Source organism: Ensifer sp. PDNC004, assembly GCF_016919405.1.
Lineage (GTDB): Bacteria > Pseudomonadota > Alphaproteobacteria > Rhizobiales > Rhizobiaceae > Ensifer.
This window is the reverse complement of record NZ_CP070353.1, coordinates 3,417,971-3,431,304: the sequence shown is the minus strand read 5'-3', so window position 1 is coordinate 3,431,304 and position 13,334 is coordinate 3,417,971. Positions and strand designations below refer to the sequence as shown.

Genomic DNA, 13,334 nt, shown 5'->3' with positions numbered 1-13,334 from the left:
CCGAAACGAGCGGGGAGCACATCCATGAACATCGTCGTCGGCATAGCGACCGCGGGCCGCCGCGAAGTCCTCTCCGAAACTCTGCTGCATCTGACGCGCCAGGCCCGTCTGCCCGACGCGATCTTCGTCTGCCCGAGTGCTGCGGATGATATCGACGAAGCCTTCGCCCGGACGTTGCCGGTTCCCGTCACCATCGTCGCGGGCGAGCGCGGGCTCACGAAACAGCGAAATGCCATTCTCGACCGCGCTGGAGCCGCGGATCTGTTCGTCTTCTTCGACGACGATTTCCTGCCGCGCGGCGATTTTCTTGCAGAGGCGCAGAGGCTTTTCGAGGCAGCACCCGATCTCGTCGTTGCTACCGGGCTCGTGCTCGCCGACGGCATTCATGGGCCGGGCATATCGGTCGAAGACGGCCTGGAAATCCTGCGACGTGATGGCGCAACGACCGCGGGCCACCCGCCGACCCCGGTTTACAACGCCTACGGCTGTAACATGGTCTTCCGATTTTCCGCCATCGCCGCCGACAAGACCCGCTTCGACGAGCGCCTGCCGCTCTATGGCTGGCAGGAGGATGTCGATTTCTGCCGCCGCCTTTCCAAGCGCGGGCGGATCGTGAAGTCTGACGCTTTGCGCGGCGTGCATCTTGGCAACAAGCGCGGCCGCACCTCCGGGCTTCGGTTCGGCTACTCGCAAGTTGCCAATCCGCTCTATCTCTTTCGCAAAGGCACCGTCAGCCTGAAATGGGCGCTGCGCCTGATGGGGGGCAACATAGCCGCCAATCTCGCCGGCAGCCTCAAGCCGCAAGGCCTCGTCGATCGGCGCGGCCGCCTCAAGGGCAACGCCATCGCCTTTCTCGATCTCCTGCGCGGGCGCATGGATCCGCAACGCATGCTGGAACTCTGATCGTTTCGCGCGCCGTAGGCTGCGACGACTAGGCTCGCTGTGCCGCCAGCATATTGAGCAGCACCACCGCACTTCCATCCCAGGAAAAGCGCTTGGCATTGTCGTGGCCGGCCTGCGTCAGCTCGCGGCGCAAAGGCGCGTCGGTGGAGATCGTCCGCATGGCCTCGACCAGCGTTTCCGTCTTCAACGGATCGAAGTAGCGCACCGCATCGCCGCAGGCCTCGCGCACCGGTGGAATGTCGGCAGCAAGCACCGGGCAGCCTTGTGTCATCGCCTCGAGCGGCGGGATGCCGAAGCCTTCGTAGAGGCTCGGGAAGACGAAGGCGACGGCGCGGCGTTGCAGCATCGCGATCTCCGCGTCGGTCAGACGTCCCGGAAAGATCAGATTGCCCTTCGACGTCGGCGCGATATCGCGAAACACCGATGGATCCGTGCCGCCCACCACGACCAGCTTGTGGTCAGCGGCACCCAAGGCCTCGAAAGCGCGCACGGCAAACTCGACATTCTTGTTTGGCTTCAGCGTGCCGACCAGGAGGAAGAAGGGCGTGTCGGCAAGTCCGAGCCGCGCGATGACGCCGTCGTCGGGCTGAAGGCCCGCGAAGTGGTCGGTCGCATTGTAGATCACGTCGATACCGGCCGAAGGCACGCGGAAGACCTCGGCAAGTTCCTTGCGTGAGAAGTTCGAGACCGTACCGATCTTCGCCCTCCGCGCAAGAAGATAGCCGAGCGTTCCATGGAATATTCGGTAGCCTCGACCAAAGGAGGCCGGATGGCGAAAGAGCGTGACGTCGTGGATCACCACCACCTGGTCGCCATGCAGCACCGGTCCGCTGCCGCCGAAGCCGATGAGCGTGTCGCGGCGCGACCGCCAGAAGAGCGCCCCCTGCTCCCAGAGATGGCCTGGGCCGGAGCCGAAGCGCTCCACCGAAATCGCCTTGAGGCCGAGATCGTCGACAGCCTTGCCCGGCGCAAGCAGCCGCCAGCGCACGTCCTTCAGCGCATGCGGCACGGCACCCGATGCGATGCGGTGATCCAGCGCCCGGGTCATCTCGCGGGCGAAGCGCTGCACGCCGGTAAGCGGCTGGGTCAGGAACCGGCCGTTGATGGAAATCGTCTTCACGCGCGCACCCCTTCGATGTGCCCCGCACTCTCGCCGATCTTGATGAAAGGAGGGTTATCGGGATCGTAGCGAGCCACGCCGCCCGACCGGCAAAATCGCCTGCGCCATTTGCGCATCGCCGCCGCATCTCCTATATGAGACGCGACTAGGATGCCTGCTCCCGCATCCGGAAATCCCAGAGGTTCCCATGACCGAAACATCCCCGCAGAAGCCGATCCCCGTCACCGTGCTCACCGGCTATCTCGGCGCCGGCAAGACGACGCTTTTGAACCGCATCCTCAGCGAGAACCATGGCCGCAAATACGCGGTCATCGTCAACGAGTTCGGCGAGATCGGCATCGACAACGACCTGATCGTGGAATCCGACGAGGAAATCTACGAGATGAACAACGGCTGCGTCTGCTGCACCGTGCGCGGCGACCTGATCCGCGTGGTGGAAGGCCTGATGCGCCGCCCCGGCCGCTTCGACGCGATCATCGTCGAGACGACAGGCCTTGCCGATCCGGTGCCGGTTGCCCAGACCTTCTTCATGGACGATGACGTGCGCGCCAAGACCGAGCTTGACGCCGTTGTCGCGCTCGTCGACGCCAAGCATCTGCCGCTGCGTCTCAAGGACAGCCGCGAGGCGGAAGACCAGATCGCCTTTGCCGACGTCGTGCTTTTGAACAAGACCGACCTCGTCAGCCCCGAGGAACTGGAGCGCATCGAGGCGACCGTGCGGGTGATCAACCCGTCGGCCCGCATCTACCGCACCCAGCGTTCAGACATCGATCTCGCCAAGGTCCTCGACCAGGGCGCCTTCAACCTCGAACGGGCGCTCGAAAACGATCCGCATTTCCTCGACCAGGACGATCACGAACACGATCACACCTGCGGTCCCGACTGCGGCCACGATCATCACCATCACCACCATGATCACGACCACCACCATCATGATCATGACCACGATCACGACCATCACCACCACCACGATGCCCCCTCGCCGATCCACGACGTGACGGTGCAGTCGATCTCGCTGCGCGGCGGTGAGATGAACCCGGATCGCTTCTTCCCCTGGATCCAGAAGATCACCCAGACGGACGGCCCGAACATCCTGCGTCTGAAGGGCATCATCGCTTTTGCCGGTGACGCCGAGCGTTACGTCGTTCAGGGCGTGCACATGATCATCGAGGGCGATCACCAGCGTGCGTGGAAGGAAGGCGAAAAGCGCGAAAGCCGCCTCGTCTTCATCGGCCGTGACCTCGACCGCGAAAAGCTCGAACGTACGTTCAAGGCCTGCGAGGCGCAGCCGAACTGATGCCGACTGTCGCTCCCCTCGATCTCGAAGGTCACGTTGTCGGCGTGGCCTTTCTCAAAGGCGTCCCCTTCTTCGCCGAAGCAACCGGCGCCATTCACCGCCTCGATCTCGGCCACAAGACGACGGAGGTCCATGAGGGCCTGCTATCGCTCGTCGTCGACGAAGCCAACGACACGCTGCTGACCGGCGGCGAAGACGGCAAGGTCATGCGCACCGCCGCAGACGGCACGACGTCGCTCGTCGCCGAAGCGCCGCGCAAGTGGATCGCCCAGGTTGCCGCCGGCCCGCAAGGTGCCGTTGGCTATGCCTATGGCAAGACCACGCACGTGAAGCTTGCCGACGGCAAGACGAAGGAATTCGCCGAAGACCGCACCGTCGAGGGCCTGGCCTTCGCGCCGAAGGGTCTGCGCATCGCCGCCGCCCGCTACAACGGCGTGTCGCTGCACTGGGTCGGCATGTCTGGGCAGCCGATCGATCTCGAATGGAAAGGCGCCCATACCGGCGTCACCTTCTCGCCCGATGGCCGCTTTCTCGTCACCACCATGCAGGAAAACGCGCTGCATGGCTGGAAGCTCGACGCCAAGCCCGGCGCCGAAGCGCGCCACATGCGCATGACCGGCTATCCGGCCAAGGTGAAGTCGGTCTCCTGGTCGGCCAAGGGCAAGTGGCTCGCCTCCTCGGGCGCGCCGGCCGCCATCGTCTGGCCCTTCCAGGGCAAGGACGGCCCGATGGGCAAGGCGCCGCTCGAACTCGGCACCCGCGCTGACATCATGGTGACCTCCGTCTGCTGCCATCCGGCCGAAGACATCGTCGCCATCGGCTACCAGGACGGCATGATCCTCGGCGCCCGTTTTGCCGACAGCAAGGAAGTGCTTCTGCGCCGCCCCGGCAAGGGCGCGATCACCGCCATGGCCTGGAACAAGGATGGCCGGCAGCTCGCCTTCGGCTCGGCCGAGGGTGATTGCGGCGTCGTCGATATCGCCGGCTGACGGGTGGCGCATGACCGCATTGATTGAGACGCAGCGCTACGAAGGCTCGCTCGCCACACCGCTCGCCGATGGCGCGGTCTGGAGCCTGATCCGGGCGGAAGCGCGCGCGCTTGCCGCACGTGAACCGGTCATGGCACCCTCCCTGATGCCGATCATCGACGCCGGGTCGGATGCCGAGTTGCTGGCCGGCGTGCTTGCGGCCGGCTTGGCCGTCGCGCGTGTCGACGAACGCTCGCTTGCCCAACTGCTCGCCGGCATCTTCAAGGCAAACCCTCAGATCCTGCTGGCGACGGAAGCCGACCTTCAGGCGGTGAAAGAACGTGACCCGGCCTGCCCGGGCCTCATGCATGTGCTGTTGAACCTCAAGGGCTTTCAGGCGCTGCAGATCTATCGCGCAGCCCACCAGCTCTGGGTCGATGGCCGCCGCGAGGTCGCGAGCTGGCTTTCGAACCTCGCCTCGCTCGTCTTCGGACCCGACATTCATCCGGCCGCCTGCATCGGCAAGGCTGTCATGCTCGACCATGGCTCCGGCATCGTCATCGGCGAAACCTCCGTCATCGAAGATCAGGTCTCGATCCTGCAGAACGTTACGCTCGGCGGTACCGGCAAGGAAACCGGCGACCGCCACCCGAAGATCCGTCGCGGCGTGATGCTCGGCGCCGGCGCCAAGATCCTCGGCAATATCGAGGTCGGCGCCTATAGCAAGGTCGCCGCCGGCAGTGTCGTCCTCAAGACCGTTCCGCCGCGCACCACCGTCGCGGGCGTGCCGGCAACCGTCGTGCGCATCCATCGCGTCGATGAAATTCCGGCAGCGGAGATGGACCAGACGATCGTCTGACCCATCCTGTTGCCCGTCAGATCTTCACCAGCGCCGCGGTGGCATACATGAATGCCGCACCGGCTGCGAGGCCGGCCAGAACTGGCGGCCTCAGGAACACGTCGCTCCTGCGCTCGCTCTGGCGCATCAGATAGGCGCCCACTTCGACGATCACCTGCAGGATCGCGCCTGCCCCGATCGCCAGCGCCAAGGCGGACCATTGCGCCGAGGCGGCAAGGCTCCCGAGCCACATGCCGATGACGGCAGGGCTGCCAGCAAGCAGCGTCAAGCCGACGAAGACCGGGAACGGCGGCCTCTTCTTCAGGATCGGCGCGGCGATGCCGATGCCTTCGGTGACATTGTGGAGCGCAAAGCCGAGCACGAGGAAGGTGCCGAGCCCGGCGGAGCCGGCCGTAAAGGCGGCGCCGATCGCCAGCCCCTCGCCAAGATTGTGCAGGCCGATGCCGAGCGCGATGTAGGTGGAGAGCGCCAGCCCCGTTGGGGCACCGCTACGCCGGCCGATTGCCATCAGCAGGAGGAAACTGCCCAGGCCTGCCAGCACCACCATGACAGGGCCCTGGAAGATCGCCGCCGCCTCGCCGGCAAGCTCGAGCGCCTCGCCGCTCGCATCGACCAGCAGGAAGCCGAGCAGGCCGATCGTCAGCGACAGCAGGAAGGCCATGCCCTCGCGCCCAACGCCACGCAGGACCGGATAGAACATCAGGCCGACGGCCACGGGCACGATGCCGACGATGATGCCGACCAGGGCTTGCAGCCGCAATTGGCCCGTCGTCGCCTGGGGCGTCGGCACGGCAACCGCTATGTCATGCACAAAGGTGGCGCCGGTGTTGGTCACCACCTTCACGGCATGCGCCTCACCCAGCATCCAGGGAAACGGCAGCTTCAGCCATGCGGCCCCGCCACGCGCGATCGGCCCCGGCGGATCCTGGGTGAATCGCCAATAGGCGTCGTCCACCTGGACCTGCGCCACCGTCATCGGTTCCGACCCGCCGGCGCGAACAAGCAGGCTGAGACCGCTGTCGTCGAACACGGTCCTTTCGAAGGTCAGGTTCTCGACCGGCGGCGCACCGTTGCGGAAGCCCGACAGCGGATCGGTCGACACGAGCCAGGCAACGGCGATGCCAAAGACGATGAGAGGCAATGCCAGCCACACCAGGTTGGTCTTTGCCGCGCGAATGGCAGCTCTTGGCATCTCGTTCATGCGAGCGCCTCCACCACATCGAACATGCCGACCCAGCCGAGCTCGGTGAACTCGGTCTGGTGCGGGTGAAACATGTAGAGCCCGGGTTCGTGCTCGGCAAAGGTGAATTCGAGGATGCCGCGCTGCGCCTGGCACTGGGTGATGAGATCGACGGTTTTCAACGTCGGCGTCAGCGTCGTGCCCTGATCGTAATAGTCGAAGAAATTGGCGTGCAGGTGAAAGGAGTTGATCGGATCGAACTCGATGACGTTGACGAGATAGATGCGCACCGGCTTGCCCTTCACGATCCGGATCGGCCGCTTCATGAAGGCGTGCGCGACGGTGTTGACCGCATAGAATTCGTTCTCGGCATCGAAATTGGTGTCGAAGGCGTTCATTACCATCACCAGTTCCTGCCAGCCGGCATTCTCTGGTGTGCCGAGCAACCTGGAGCGGGCGACCTCCACATGCTCCGGCCGCCGATCCGGGTCCGGATCGATGACGAAGGCGCCGTACATGCCCTTGTGGATATGCCGGCGCAGCGGCATCGCGTGGCAATGGTAGAGATGGCAGCCGAAGGGCTTGGCATCGAACTCATAGATAAATTCGTCACCGGGATCGACCATCCCGGCACCCGGCACACCATCCATGCGCGCCGCGTGAATACCGTGGAAATGGATCGAGTGGGGGTGTGACGCGTAGTTGCGGAAAACGATCCGCAGCCGCTCGCCTTCCTTGGCCCGCAGCGCCGGGCCGGGAACCCGGCCGTTATAGGTCCAGGCGGGAAATTTGATGCCGGGCGCGATCTCGATTTCGCGATCCTCAGCCGTCATCTCGAAGGTGCGCAGCGTCCGCCCGTCTGGCAGCGTCGAAACCGTGCCGGTATCCCAGTCGGTGAGCATGTCCGTCGGATCGAAGCCGTTGACGGCGCTATCGACCTCGCCGACCGTCATCATCGCGCCATGTCCCATGGCGGGCATTGGCTCTTGCCCCGCCGCTGCCGGTGGCGCGGCATGACCGACATGGCTCGTCTGTTGTTGTCCCAAGGCGGCACTGGTGCAGATCGCCGTCCCGCCTGCGGCCGCCAGCCCACCCATCAGCAGACTGCGCCTTCGCATCAGGTCCGGTCTTGTCGGATTGTCCATATTCGTCCCTCTCCCTCATTGCGTAACACGCGCCGCGCTGTGCCCGACTGGGCGGCAGAAAAGCGACCCACATGCTTCTGCAAATCATTTGCAACAACAGCAATAGTGCAAATGCAACCCATTCGCAACTGACTCGGGCACGCGTGACGATCCGCAGGGACCGGCAGGACCGCGCGCTCGAGGCGACACCCTGTCAGCGGACCCTGAAACGAAAACGTCCCCGGAAAGCGCGCGGCTTCGGGGACGTTGGGTTGGACTTCGGCGCCGGACCGGAAACGGACATGTCCGCATGGCCTCGGCAGGCGGTGGTCGCGCCTCACCATTCAAGTTCGAGTTGCGGCACCCCGTTGGAGGTTTTTTCGATCGTACGGCCGTTCTCGTCCACCGTCGCCGTGACCCGCTGGCGGAAGGCCGAGAAGCTGTCGAAGGTGACGACGTCGACGGGCTCGTCGAACTTCATCGTCAGGCGGTAGCGCCCCGGCTGCGCCGTCAGCGCCTGCACCGAGAGGATCTCGCCCTCGAAGGCCTGGCCGAGATAGCGCCCCTTGACGCGGGATCCGAGCATCCAGGGATTGAACGGCGGACGGTTGCCGACAGCGGCGTGCAGCGTGTTCCAGTCGCGGTAGCCGTACTGGGCGGCGATCAGTTCGAGCGAGCGGGAATGGCCGATGGTTTCGCCTTCGGATGCAAGGCGGGTACGCAGACGCTTGGCCTGGTCTTTCAGGGCGTCGAGCGAGGGAAGCGGGCTTGATCCGCGCGTCATGAGAAGGTCTCCTGCAGCGGCATGCTTTCTTGAAGATGGGAGCCCGCATTGCCACCGGTTCGCATGCCGTTTCGGCTGACCGTGTCTCAAAAGAAGGACTTCACCAAAGCATGACGCTCGCGGACGGCAGGGACCTTCACCCTGCCGCTTCCATAGGGGATGCCGCTTCGGCTGTCAAACATGCCGCTGAACCGGCGTCCGCGCGAAAGACGATTGCGCACGCGCAGAAGCTGTGGGACGACTACCGGAGACGACGGAGGAGGACGTGATGACCGAAATGACGATACTCGCATTCGCGCTGGTTGCCTTCATCGGCATCGCGACACCGGGCCCGACGGTCCTGCTCGCACTCACCAATGGATCACGCTACGGCGTCAGGCGCGCAACTGCCGGCATGGTCGGTGCCATGCTCTCCGATTTCGTGTTGATCGGCGCCGTCGCGCTTGGCCTCGGCGCGCTGCTGGCGGCCTCCGAATTCTGGTTCACCGTCGTCAAATGGCTGGGTGCTGGCTATCTCGCCTTTCTCGGCATCATGCTGCTGCGGTCGAAAGGGACGATCCAGGTGGCAACCGAAGCCGGCGGTTCCGCTCCCGTTTCCTCTATGGCGATCTTCCTGAAAAGCTTCCTGGTCGCTGTCACCAATCCCAAGGGCTATCTATTCTTCACGGCGTTCCTGCCGCAGTTCATCGATCCGGCGGCGCCGCAGGCGGCGCAATATGCCGTTCTCGCCCTCGTCTTCGCCACCGTCGATTTCACCGTGATGTTCGGCTATGCGCTGCTCGGCGCGAAAGCCGCGGTCTTTCTCAAGCGATCCGGGGCCATATGGCTCGATCGCCTGTGCGGCGGCGCCTTGCTGGCACTGGCCGGCTCGCTCGCGCTTTACCGCCGCGCCACCGCCTGAAATGCTGTTTCGCCAACACGTCCTTGGGCAGATCGCGAGCGGCGACGCGACCTTGGCGTTCCGACGCTGGACCAAGCCGACGGTCAAGGCCGGCGGCACCTTGCGTACCGCAGTCGGTGTTCTCGCCATCGATGCCGTCGACGAGATCGAGGAAGGCGCGATTACCGACAGCGATGCCCGCAAGGCCGGCTTTGCCGATCGCGCCGCCCTCGCGAAGGAACTGGCCGCGCGCGCCGAAGGGCGCTGCTACCGCATCGCCTTCCACCGGGCCGGCGACGACCCGCGCATCGCCCTGCGGGAAGCGGCCGACCTCGACGGTGAAGGGCGGGCAGAAATCGACCGCAAGCTTACGCGCTTCGACGACGGCGCCGGCATGGCCTGGACCCGTCCGGTGCTGCAACTGATCGCCGCCCGTGACGGAACGACTGCGGCGGAGCTGAGCGCCGCCATCGGCATGGAAAAACTGAAGCTCAAGGCGCACATCCGCAAACTGAAGGAGCTCGGCCTCACCGAAAGCCTCGATGTCGGCTATCGCCTGTCCGGCCGCGGGCGTGCCTATCTCGGCGGAAAATAGCTCGCGTGAAAAAGCGGACGGTGACGCGGACGCGATCGGTCATTCCTTCCAATCCCGATCGCCGCTGTTGCGTGCCTAAAGCAGGTGTGAGACGACTTGCCACCGAAAGGGACCACACCCATCAGGCAGGACGAGGAGACAGGCATGATCGGCTATACGATGGTCGGAACGGCGGACCTGAGGCGCGCCGAGCGCTTCTATGATCCGGTGATGGCGCTGATCGGCCAGGAGCGCTGCTATTGCGACGAGCAGGTTTCCTCCTGGGGCCGTAAGGACGATGACAAGGCGCCGCGTTTCTTTGCCTGCCATCCCTTTGACGGCGGGACGGCCTCCGTCGGCAACGGCGCCATGACCGCCTTCCTGGTGGAGAGCCCCGGCGTGATCGACCGGCTGTTCGAAACAGCCATGGCGCGCGGCGGCAGCGAAGAGGGAAAACCGGGTTTCCGCCCGCAATATGGCGATGGCTTCTACGCTGCCTATGTGCGCGATCCCGACGGCAACAAGCTGGCCTTCGTCTGCTACGATGCCCGCGAGACGCAGAGTACGTCCTAGTCCGTCTTAGCGGCGCGTTGACCAGCCGAACCAGATCGCGACGGCATCAAGCATCAGTGCGAGCACGCGCCGCACCAGCCGCTCGCGTGCCGGCGAGTTGAGGACCGGCTCCAACGCACCGGCCAGAAGCATGATCGCGGCGTGAACCGCGGTCGCAACACCCACATAGAGCGCGGCAAGCGTCAGGTGCTACGGCAATAGCGGCCGGGTATCGTCGACGAAGGTCGGAAGCACGGTGACGAAGAACAGCGCCGCCTTCGGATTGAGCATATTGGTGATCAGGCCGCGCCGGAAATAGAAGGATGCGGGCTTGCCGCTCGGCCCCGCCTCCTCGCCGTCACCGTTCCAGGCTTCGAAGGCGAGATAGAGCAGGAAGCCGACGCCTGCCCAGCGAAGCGCCCCATAGAGCATGTCCGACTGACCGACGAACTCGGCAACGCCGAAGGAGGCGGCAAGGCCGACGATCGCGAGGCCCAGCGCCACGCCGGCGACGGTCGCCATGCCGGGCCTGCGCCCCTCCGAGGCCGCGACCATGGCGAGATAGGCCATGTTCGGCCCCGGCGTCAGTTCGATGATGAAGGATGTCAAAAGAAAGGGCAGCAGGGTCGCTGCCCGAAAATGAACGGATCCATGCGCGAGACTTCCATCCGCTTGCAACAGGGCCCACCGGCTTGCGGCAAGGCCTTGTCTGCAAGGTCAGGTCAGCGACACCGCATTGTCAAGGAAGATCACGAACCCATCAGCAGGGAGCGCCCGGCATTGCATGCGTCTGCCCCCTCGCCGATCAGATCGAACCAGCGAGGGAGCAGCGAAAAATCCGTCACTGCAGGGTTGGCGACGGAAAGCGATCTCAGGCGGCGCGGCGAACCGGCGGCATGGCGAGCTTGCGGCCGCTGGCGACGATCAGGCCGGCAGCACCCTCGAGCCAGCTGTCGCGAAGCTCGAGCGCCAGGAACCGGTCGCGTTCGAACGGACCCGGCATGACGAGATGCTGGGTGCGGCTGGCAAAAAAGCCGAAGCGCTCGTAATAGGCCGCGTCGCCGACGAGCAGGATCGCGCCGTGGCCGCGGTTCTTGGCCTCTTCGATGGCAGCGCGCATCAGCATGGCGCCGATGCCCTTGCCCTCATGCGCCGGGTCGACGGCGAGCGGACCGAGCAGCAGCGCCGGCACTGCATGGCCTTCGCGGCTGACGCCGGCCTCGACGTTCCAGAGGCGCACGGTGCCGATCACGTGACCGTCGACATCGCGGGCGACGAAAGCAAGGCCTTCGGCCGGCAGCCGGCCGCTGCGCAGCTTCTCCGACGACTTGCGACGCCGCTCCGGCCCCATGGCACGGTCGAGCAGGTTCTCGCGCGCGACGACGTCGCCCGGATTCTCGGCATCGATTACAAATGTAGTGGGCGCGAAAAACGCGCGCAGAGCGTCAACAACAGCGGCCATCGGGGCCTCCCGTCATACGACAGCGCCGCGCGTCTATTCAGACGCGCAAAGGTCGCTGTAACACCTTTAGCTGCTGCATAATTTTGTCCTTAAATCGAAACCGATTTAAGGAATTATGCAGTAACCGCTTCAGGCGGACCGAACGAAAATTGTGAAATGGCGCTCCCGCCCAAGGACGGGAGCAGACCGGATCAGATCACATAGGCCTTCAGCGGCTCGAAGCCGTTGAAAGCGACGGCCGAGTAGGTCGTCGTATAGGCACCGGTGCCTTCGATCAGAACCTCATCGCCGATCGAAAGCGTGATCGGCAGCGGATACATGTTCTTCTCGTAGAGCACGTCGGCCGAATCGCAGGTCGGGCCGGCGAGAACGCAAGGTTCCATTTCGTCGGTGTCGCGCGCCGTGCGGATCGGGTAGCGGATCGCCTCGTCCATGGTCTCGGCGAGACCACCGAACTTGCCGATGTCGAGGAACACCCAGCGATGGGCGTCGTTGTCCGACTTCTTCGAGACGAGAACGACTTCCGCCTTGATCACGCCGGCGTTGCCGACCATGCCGCGGCCGGGCTCGATGATCGTTTCCGGGATGTGGTTGCCGAAGTGCTTCTTCAGGGCACCGAAGATCGCCTGGCCGTAGGCTTCCGCCGTCGGCACGTCCTTCAGGTACTTCGTCGGGAAGCCACCACCCATGTTGACCATCTTGAGCTCGATGCCCTGCTTGGCCAACTGCACAAAGACGCGCTTGGCATCAGAGAGCGCTGCATCCCAGGCATCCAGCTTCGTCATCTGCGAACCGACATGGAACGAGACGCCGTAGGAAACGAGGCCATGCTGGTGAGCGTAGACGAGCACGTCGACGGCCATCTGCGGGACGCAGCCGAACTTGCGCGACAGCGGCCATTCGGCGCCTTCGCCATCGGTCAGGACGCGGCAGAACACGCGGGCGCCGGGGGCTGCGCGGGCAACCTTCTCGACTTCCTCGTGGCTGTCCACCGCAAACAGGTTGACCCCAAGCGCGTGGGCGCGGGCAATGTCGCGCTCTTTCTTGATGGTGTTGCCGTAGGAGACGCGGCTCGCGGTCGCACCGGCGTCGAGCGCCATTTCGATTTCTGCGACGGACGCGCAATCGAAGGAGGAACCCATGCCGGCGAGCAGGCGCAGAATTTCCGGCGCCGGGTTTGCCTTGACCGCATAATAGATCGAGCTGTCCGGCATCGCGTGGCGGAAAGCCTTGAAATTGTTGCGCACGACGTCGAGGTCGACAACAAGGCACGGGCCTTCCGGTCGTCGGGTGTTGATGAAGTCGATGATGCGAGCCGTGGTCATGGCCATATTCCCCTGATCCAAGATGCCCCGCTTTCGCGGAGGACAAAGGGCATACGCGCACATGCTCTGGAACCAGCCGGTGGAGACCCCGGAACCATGCATGCGCTCGATGCGCGAACGGTGAATCAAAGCCCGCCTAGGCTTCAATTCGGCTTTGTCTGCCATGGATTGGAGGGGGTAACCCAACCGCACTTCCGGCAATGAAGGTGTGCCTCTTCAGTAACCCCGGCTGTTGGAAAGCCGGCAGACACCAGAAAGGCCCGCACCGTCGTTGCTTCAAGATGTCCTCGCATTTCCCGGTTGGCC

General features: G+C 64.5%; 15 protein-coding genes. 7 read left to right on the top strand and 8 right to left on the bottom strand.

Going from position 1 to position 13,334, the window contains the following annotated elements:
* Positions 1 to 24: 24 nt before the first annotated feature.
* Entirely contained in the window at positions 25 to 903 is an 879-nt protein-coding gene (locus tag JVX98_RS24795; protein WP_205237740.1) for a glycosyltransferase family 2 protein, read from the top strand.
* 28 nt (positions 904 to 931) lie between these two features.
* Here the strand turns inward: JVX98_RS24795 and JVX98_RS24790 are convergent, their stop codons facing one another.
* Positions 932 to 2,023, bottom strand: coding sequence for a glycosyltransferase family 1 protein (locus JVX98_RS24790; RefSeq protein WP_205237737.1), 1,092 nt, complete (start codon positions 2,021 to 2,023; stop codon positions 932 to 934).
* 187 nt (positions 2,024 to 2,210) lie between these two features.
* Between JVX98_RS24790 and JVX98_RS24785 the strand changes: the two genes are divergently transcribed.
* Genes JVX98_RS24785 through cysE form a run of 3 tightly spaced genes read left to right on the top strand, consistent with a single transcriptional unit; the run spans position 2,211 to position 5,147 of the window.
* Complete coding sequence (locus JVX98_RS24785) at positions 2,211 to 3,320, top strand: GTP-binding protein (RefSeq protein WP_043610746.1); 1,110 nt, start codon at positions 2,211 to 2,213, stop codon at positions 3,318 to 3,320.
* Complete coding sequence (locus JVX98_RS24780) at positions 3,320 to 4,309, top strand: WD40 repeat domain-containing protein (protein WP_205237734.1); 990 nt, start codon at positions 3,320 to 3,322, stop codon at positions 4,307 to 4,309. The genes JVX98_RS24785 and JVX98_RS24780 overlap by 1 nt, the downstream gene beginning before the upstream one ends.
* 10 nt (positions 4,310 to 4,319) lie before the next feature.
* Positions 4,320 to 5,147: a serine O-acetyltransferase gene (gene cysE, locus JVX98_RS24775; protein WP_205237732.1), complete on the top strand. Its 828-nt coding sequence runs from the start codon at positions 4,320 to 4,322 to the stop codon at positions 5,145 to 5,147.
* Between the two features lie 16 nt (positions 5,148 to 5,163).
* Here cysE and JVX98_RS24770 read toward each other — a convergent pair whose 3' ends face one another.
* The 3 genes from JVX98_RS24770 to JVX98_RS24760 form a co-directional block, all read right to left on the bottom strand.
* Positions 5,164 to 6,348 carry a ZIP family metal transporter gene (locus JVX98_RS24770; RefSeq protein WP_205237731.1) on the bottom strand — a complete coding sequence of 395 codons (1,185 nt, stop codon included), beginning with the start codon at positions 6,346 to 6,348 and terminating at the stop codon, positions 5,164 to 5,166.
* The gene (locus JVX98_RS24765; protein WP_246764950.1) at positions 6,345 to 7,472 is read right to left on the bottom strand and encodes a multicopper oxidase domain-containing protein; all 1,128 of its coding nucleotides are present in this window, start codon (positions 7,470 to 7,472) and stop codon (positions 6,345 to 6,347) included. The genes JVX98_RS24770 and JVX98_RS24765 overlap by 4 nt, the downstream gene beginning before the upstream one ends.
* A 316-nt stretch (positions 7,473 to 7,788) precedes the next feature.
* Positions 7,789 to 8,235: a glyoxalase superfamily protein gene (locus JVX98_RS24760; RefSeq protein WP_205237730.1), complete on the bottom strand. Its 447-nt coding sequence runs from the start codon at positions 8,233 to 8,235 to the stop codon at positions 7,789 to 7,791.
* A gap of 268 nt (positions 8,236 to 8,503) precedes the next feature.
* Here JVX98_RS24760 and JVX98_RS24755 point away from each other — a divergent pair, with 268 nt between their 5' ends.
* The 3 genes from JVX98_RS24755 (at position 8,504) to JVX98_RS24745 (ending at position 10,262) form a co-directional block, all read left to right on the top strand.
* Complete coding sequence (locus JVX98_RS24755) at positions 8,504 to 9,136, top strand: LysE family translocator (protein ID WP_205237729.1); 633 nt, start codon at positions 8,504 to 8,506, stop codon at positions 9,134 to 9,136.
* Between the two features lie 52 nt (positions 9,137 to 9,188).
* Positions 9,189 to 9,710 (top strand): hypothetical protein, encoded by a 522-nt coding sequence (locus JVX98_RS24750; RefSeq protein WP_246764949.1) that lies wholly within the window; start codon positions 9,189 to 9,191, stop codon positions 9,708 to 9,710.
* Positions 9,711 to 9,854: 144 nt separating this feature from the next.
* A complete protein-coding gene (locus JVX98_RS24745) occupies positions 9,855 to 10,262 on the top strand; it encodes a VOC family protein (RefSeq protein WP_192450798.1) in 408 nt (135 codons plus the stop codon).
* A 6-nt stretch (positions 10,263 to 10,268) separates the two neighbouring features.
* On the opposite strand, the gene JVX98_RS32730 is transcribed toward JVX98_RS24745, so the two are convergent.
* From JVX98_RS32730 to odc2, 4 genes are all read right to left on the bottom strand, one after another.
* Positions 10,269 to 10,427, bottom strand: coding sequence for a hypothetical protein (locus tag JVX98_RS32730; protein WP_371826534.1), 159 nt, complete (start codon positions 10,425 to 10,427; stop codon positions 10,269 to 10,271).
* A gap of 24 nt (positions 10,428 to 10,451) precedes the next feature.
* On the bottom strand, positions 10,452 to 10,919 hold the full coding sequence (locus tag JVX98_RS24740) for a LysE family translocator (protein WP_371826533.1): 468 nt from the start codon (positions 10,917 to 10,919) through the stop codon (positions 10,452 to 10,454).
* 193 nt (positions 10,920 to 11,112) lie between these two features.
* Entirely contained in the window at positions 11,113 to 11,703 is a 591-nt protein-coding gene (locus JVX98_RS24735) for a GNAT family N-acetyltransferase (protein WP_192450799.1), read from the bottom strand.
* A gap of 191 nt (positions 11,704 to 11,894) precedes the next feature.
* Positions 11,895 to 13,034: an ornithine/lysine decarboxylase gene (gene odc2 / locus JVX98_RS24730; RefSeq protein WP_246764948.1), complete on the bottom strand. Its 1,140-nt coding sequence runs from the start codon at positions 13,032 to 13,034 to the stop codon at positions 11,895 to 11,897.
* Positions 13,035 to 13,334: the final 300 nt, after the last annotated feature.

What these genes read in the sequence shown, in the direction of transcription:
- JVX98_RS24795 (WP_205237740.1), top strand. Translation starts at nt 25, where the DNA reads ATGAACATCGTCGTCGGCATAGCGACCGCGGGCCGCCGCGAAGTCCTC.
- JVX98_RS24785 (WP_043610746.1), top strand. Translation starts at nt 2,211, where the DNA reads ATGACCGAAACATCCCCGCAGAAGCCGATCCCCGTCACCGTGCTCACC.
- JVX98_RS24780 (WP_205237734.1), top strand. Translation starts at nt 3,320, where the DNA reads ATGCCGACTGTCGCTCCCCTCGATCTCGAAGGTCACGTTGTCGGCGTG.
- cysE (WP_205237732.1), top strand. Translation starts at nt 4,320, where the DNA reads ATGACCGCATTGATTGAGACGCAGCGCTACGAAGGCTCGCTCGCCACA.
- JVX98_RS24770 (WP_205237731.1), bottom strand. Translation starts at nt 6,348, where the DNA reads ATGAACGAGATGCCAAGAGCTGCCATTCGCGCGGCAAAGACCAACCTG.
- JVX98_RS24765 (WP_246764950.1), bottom strand. Translation starts at nt 7,472, where the DNA reads ATGGACAATCCGACAAGACCGGACCTGATGCGAAGGCGCAGTCTGCTG.
- JVX98_RS24760 (WP_205237730.1), bottom strand. Translation starts at nt 8,235, where the DNA reads ATGACGCGCGGATCAAGCCCGCTTCCCTCGCTCGACGCCCTGAAAGAC.
- JVX98_RS24755 (WP_205237729.1), top strand. Translation starts at nt 8,504, where the DNA reads ATGACCGAAATGACGATACTCGCATTCGCGCTGGTTGCCTTCATCGGC.
- JVX98_RS24745 (WP_192450798.1), top strand. Translation starts at nt 9,855, where the DNA reads ATGATCGGCTATACGATGGTCGGAACGGCGGACCTGAGGCGCGCCGAG.
- JVX98_RS24735 (WP_192450799.1), bottom strand. Translation starts at nt 11,703, where the DNA reads ATGGCCGCTGTTGTTGACGCTCTGCGCGCGTTTTTCGCGCCCACTACA.
- odc2 (WP_246764948.1), bottom strand. Translation starts at nt 13,034, where the DNA reads ATGGCCATGACCACGGCTCGCATCATCGACTTCATCAACACCCGACGA.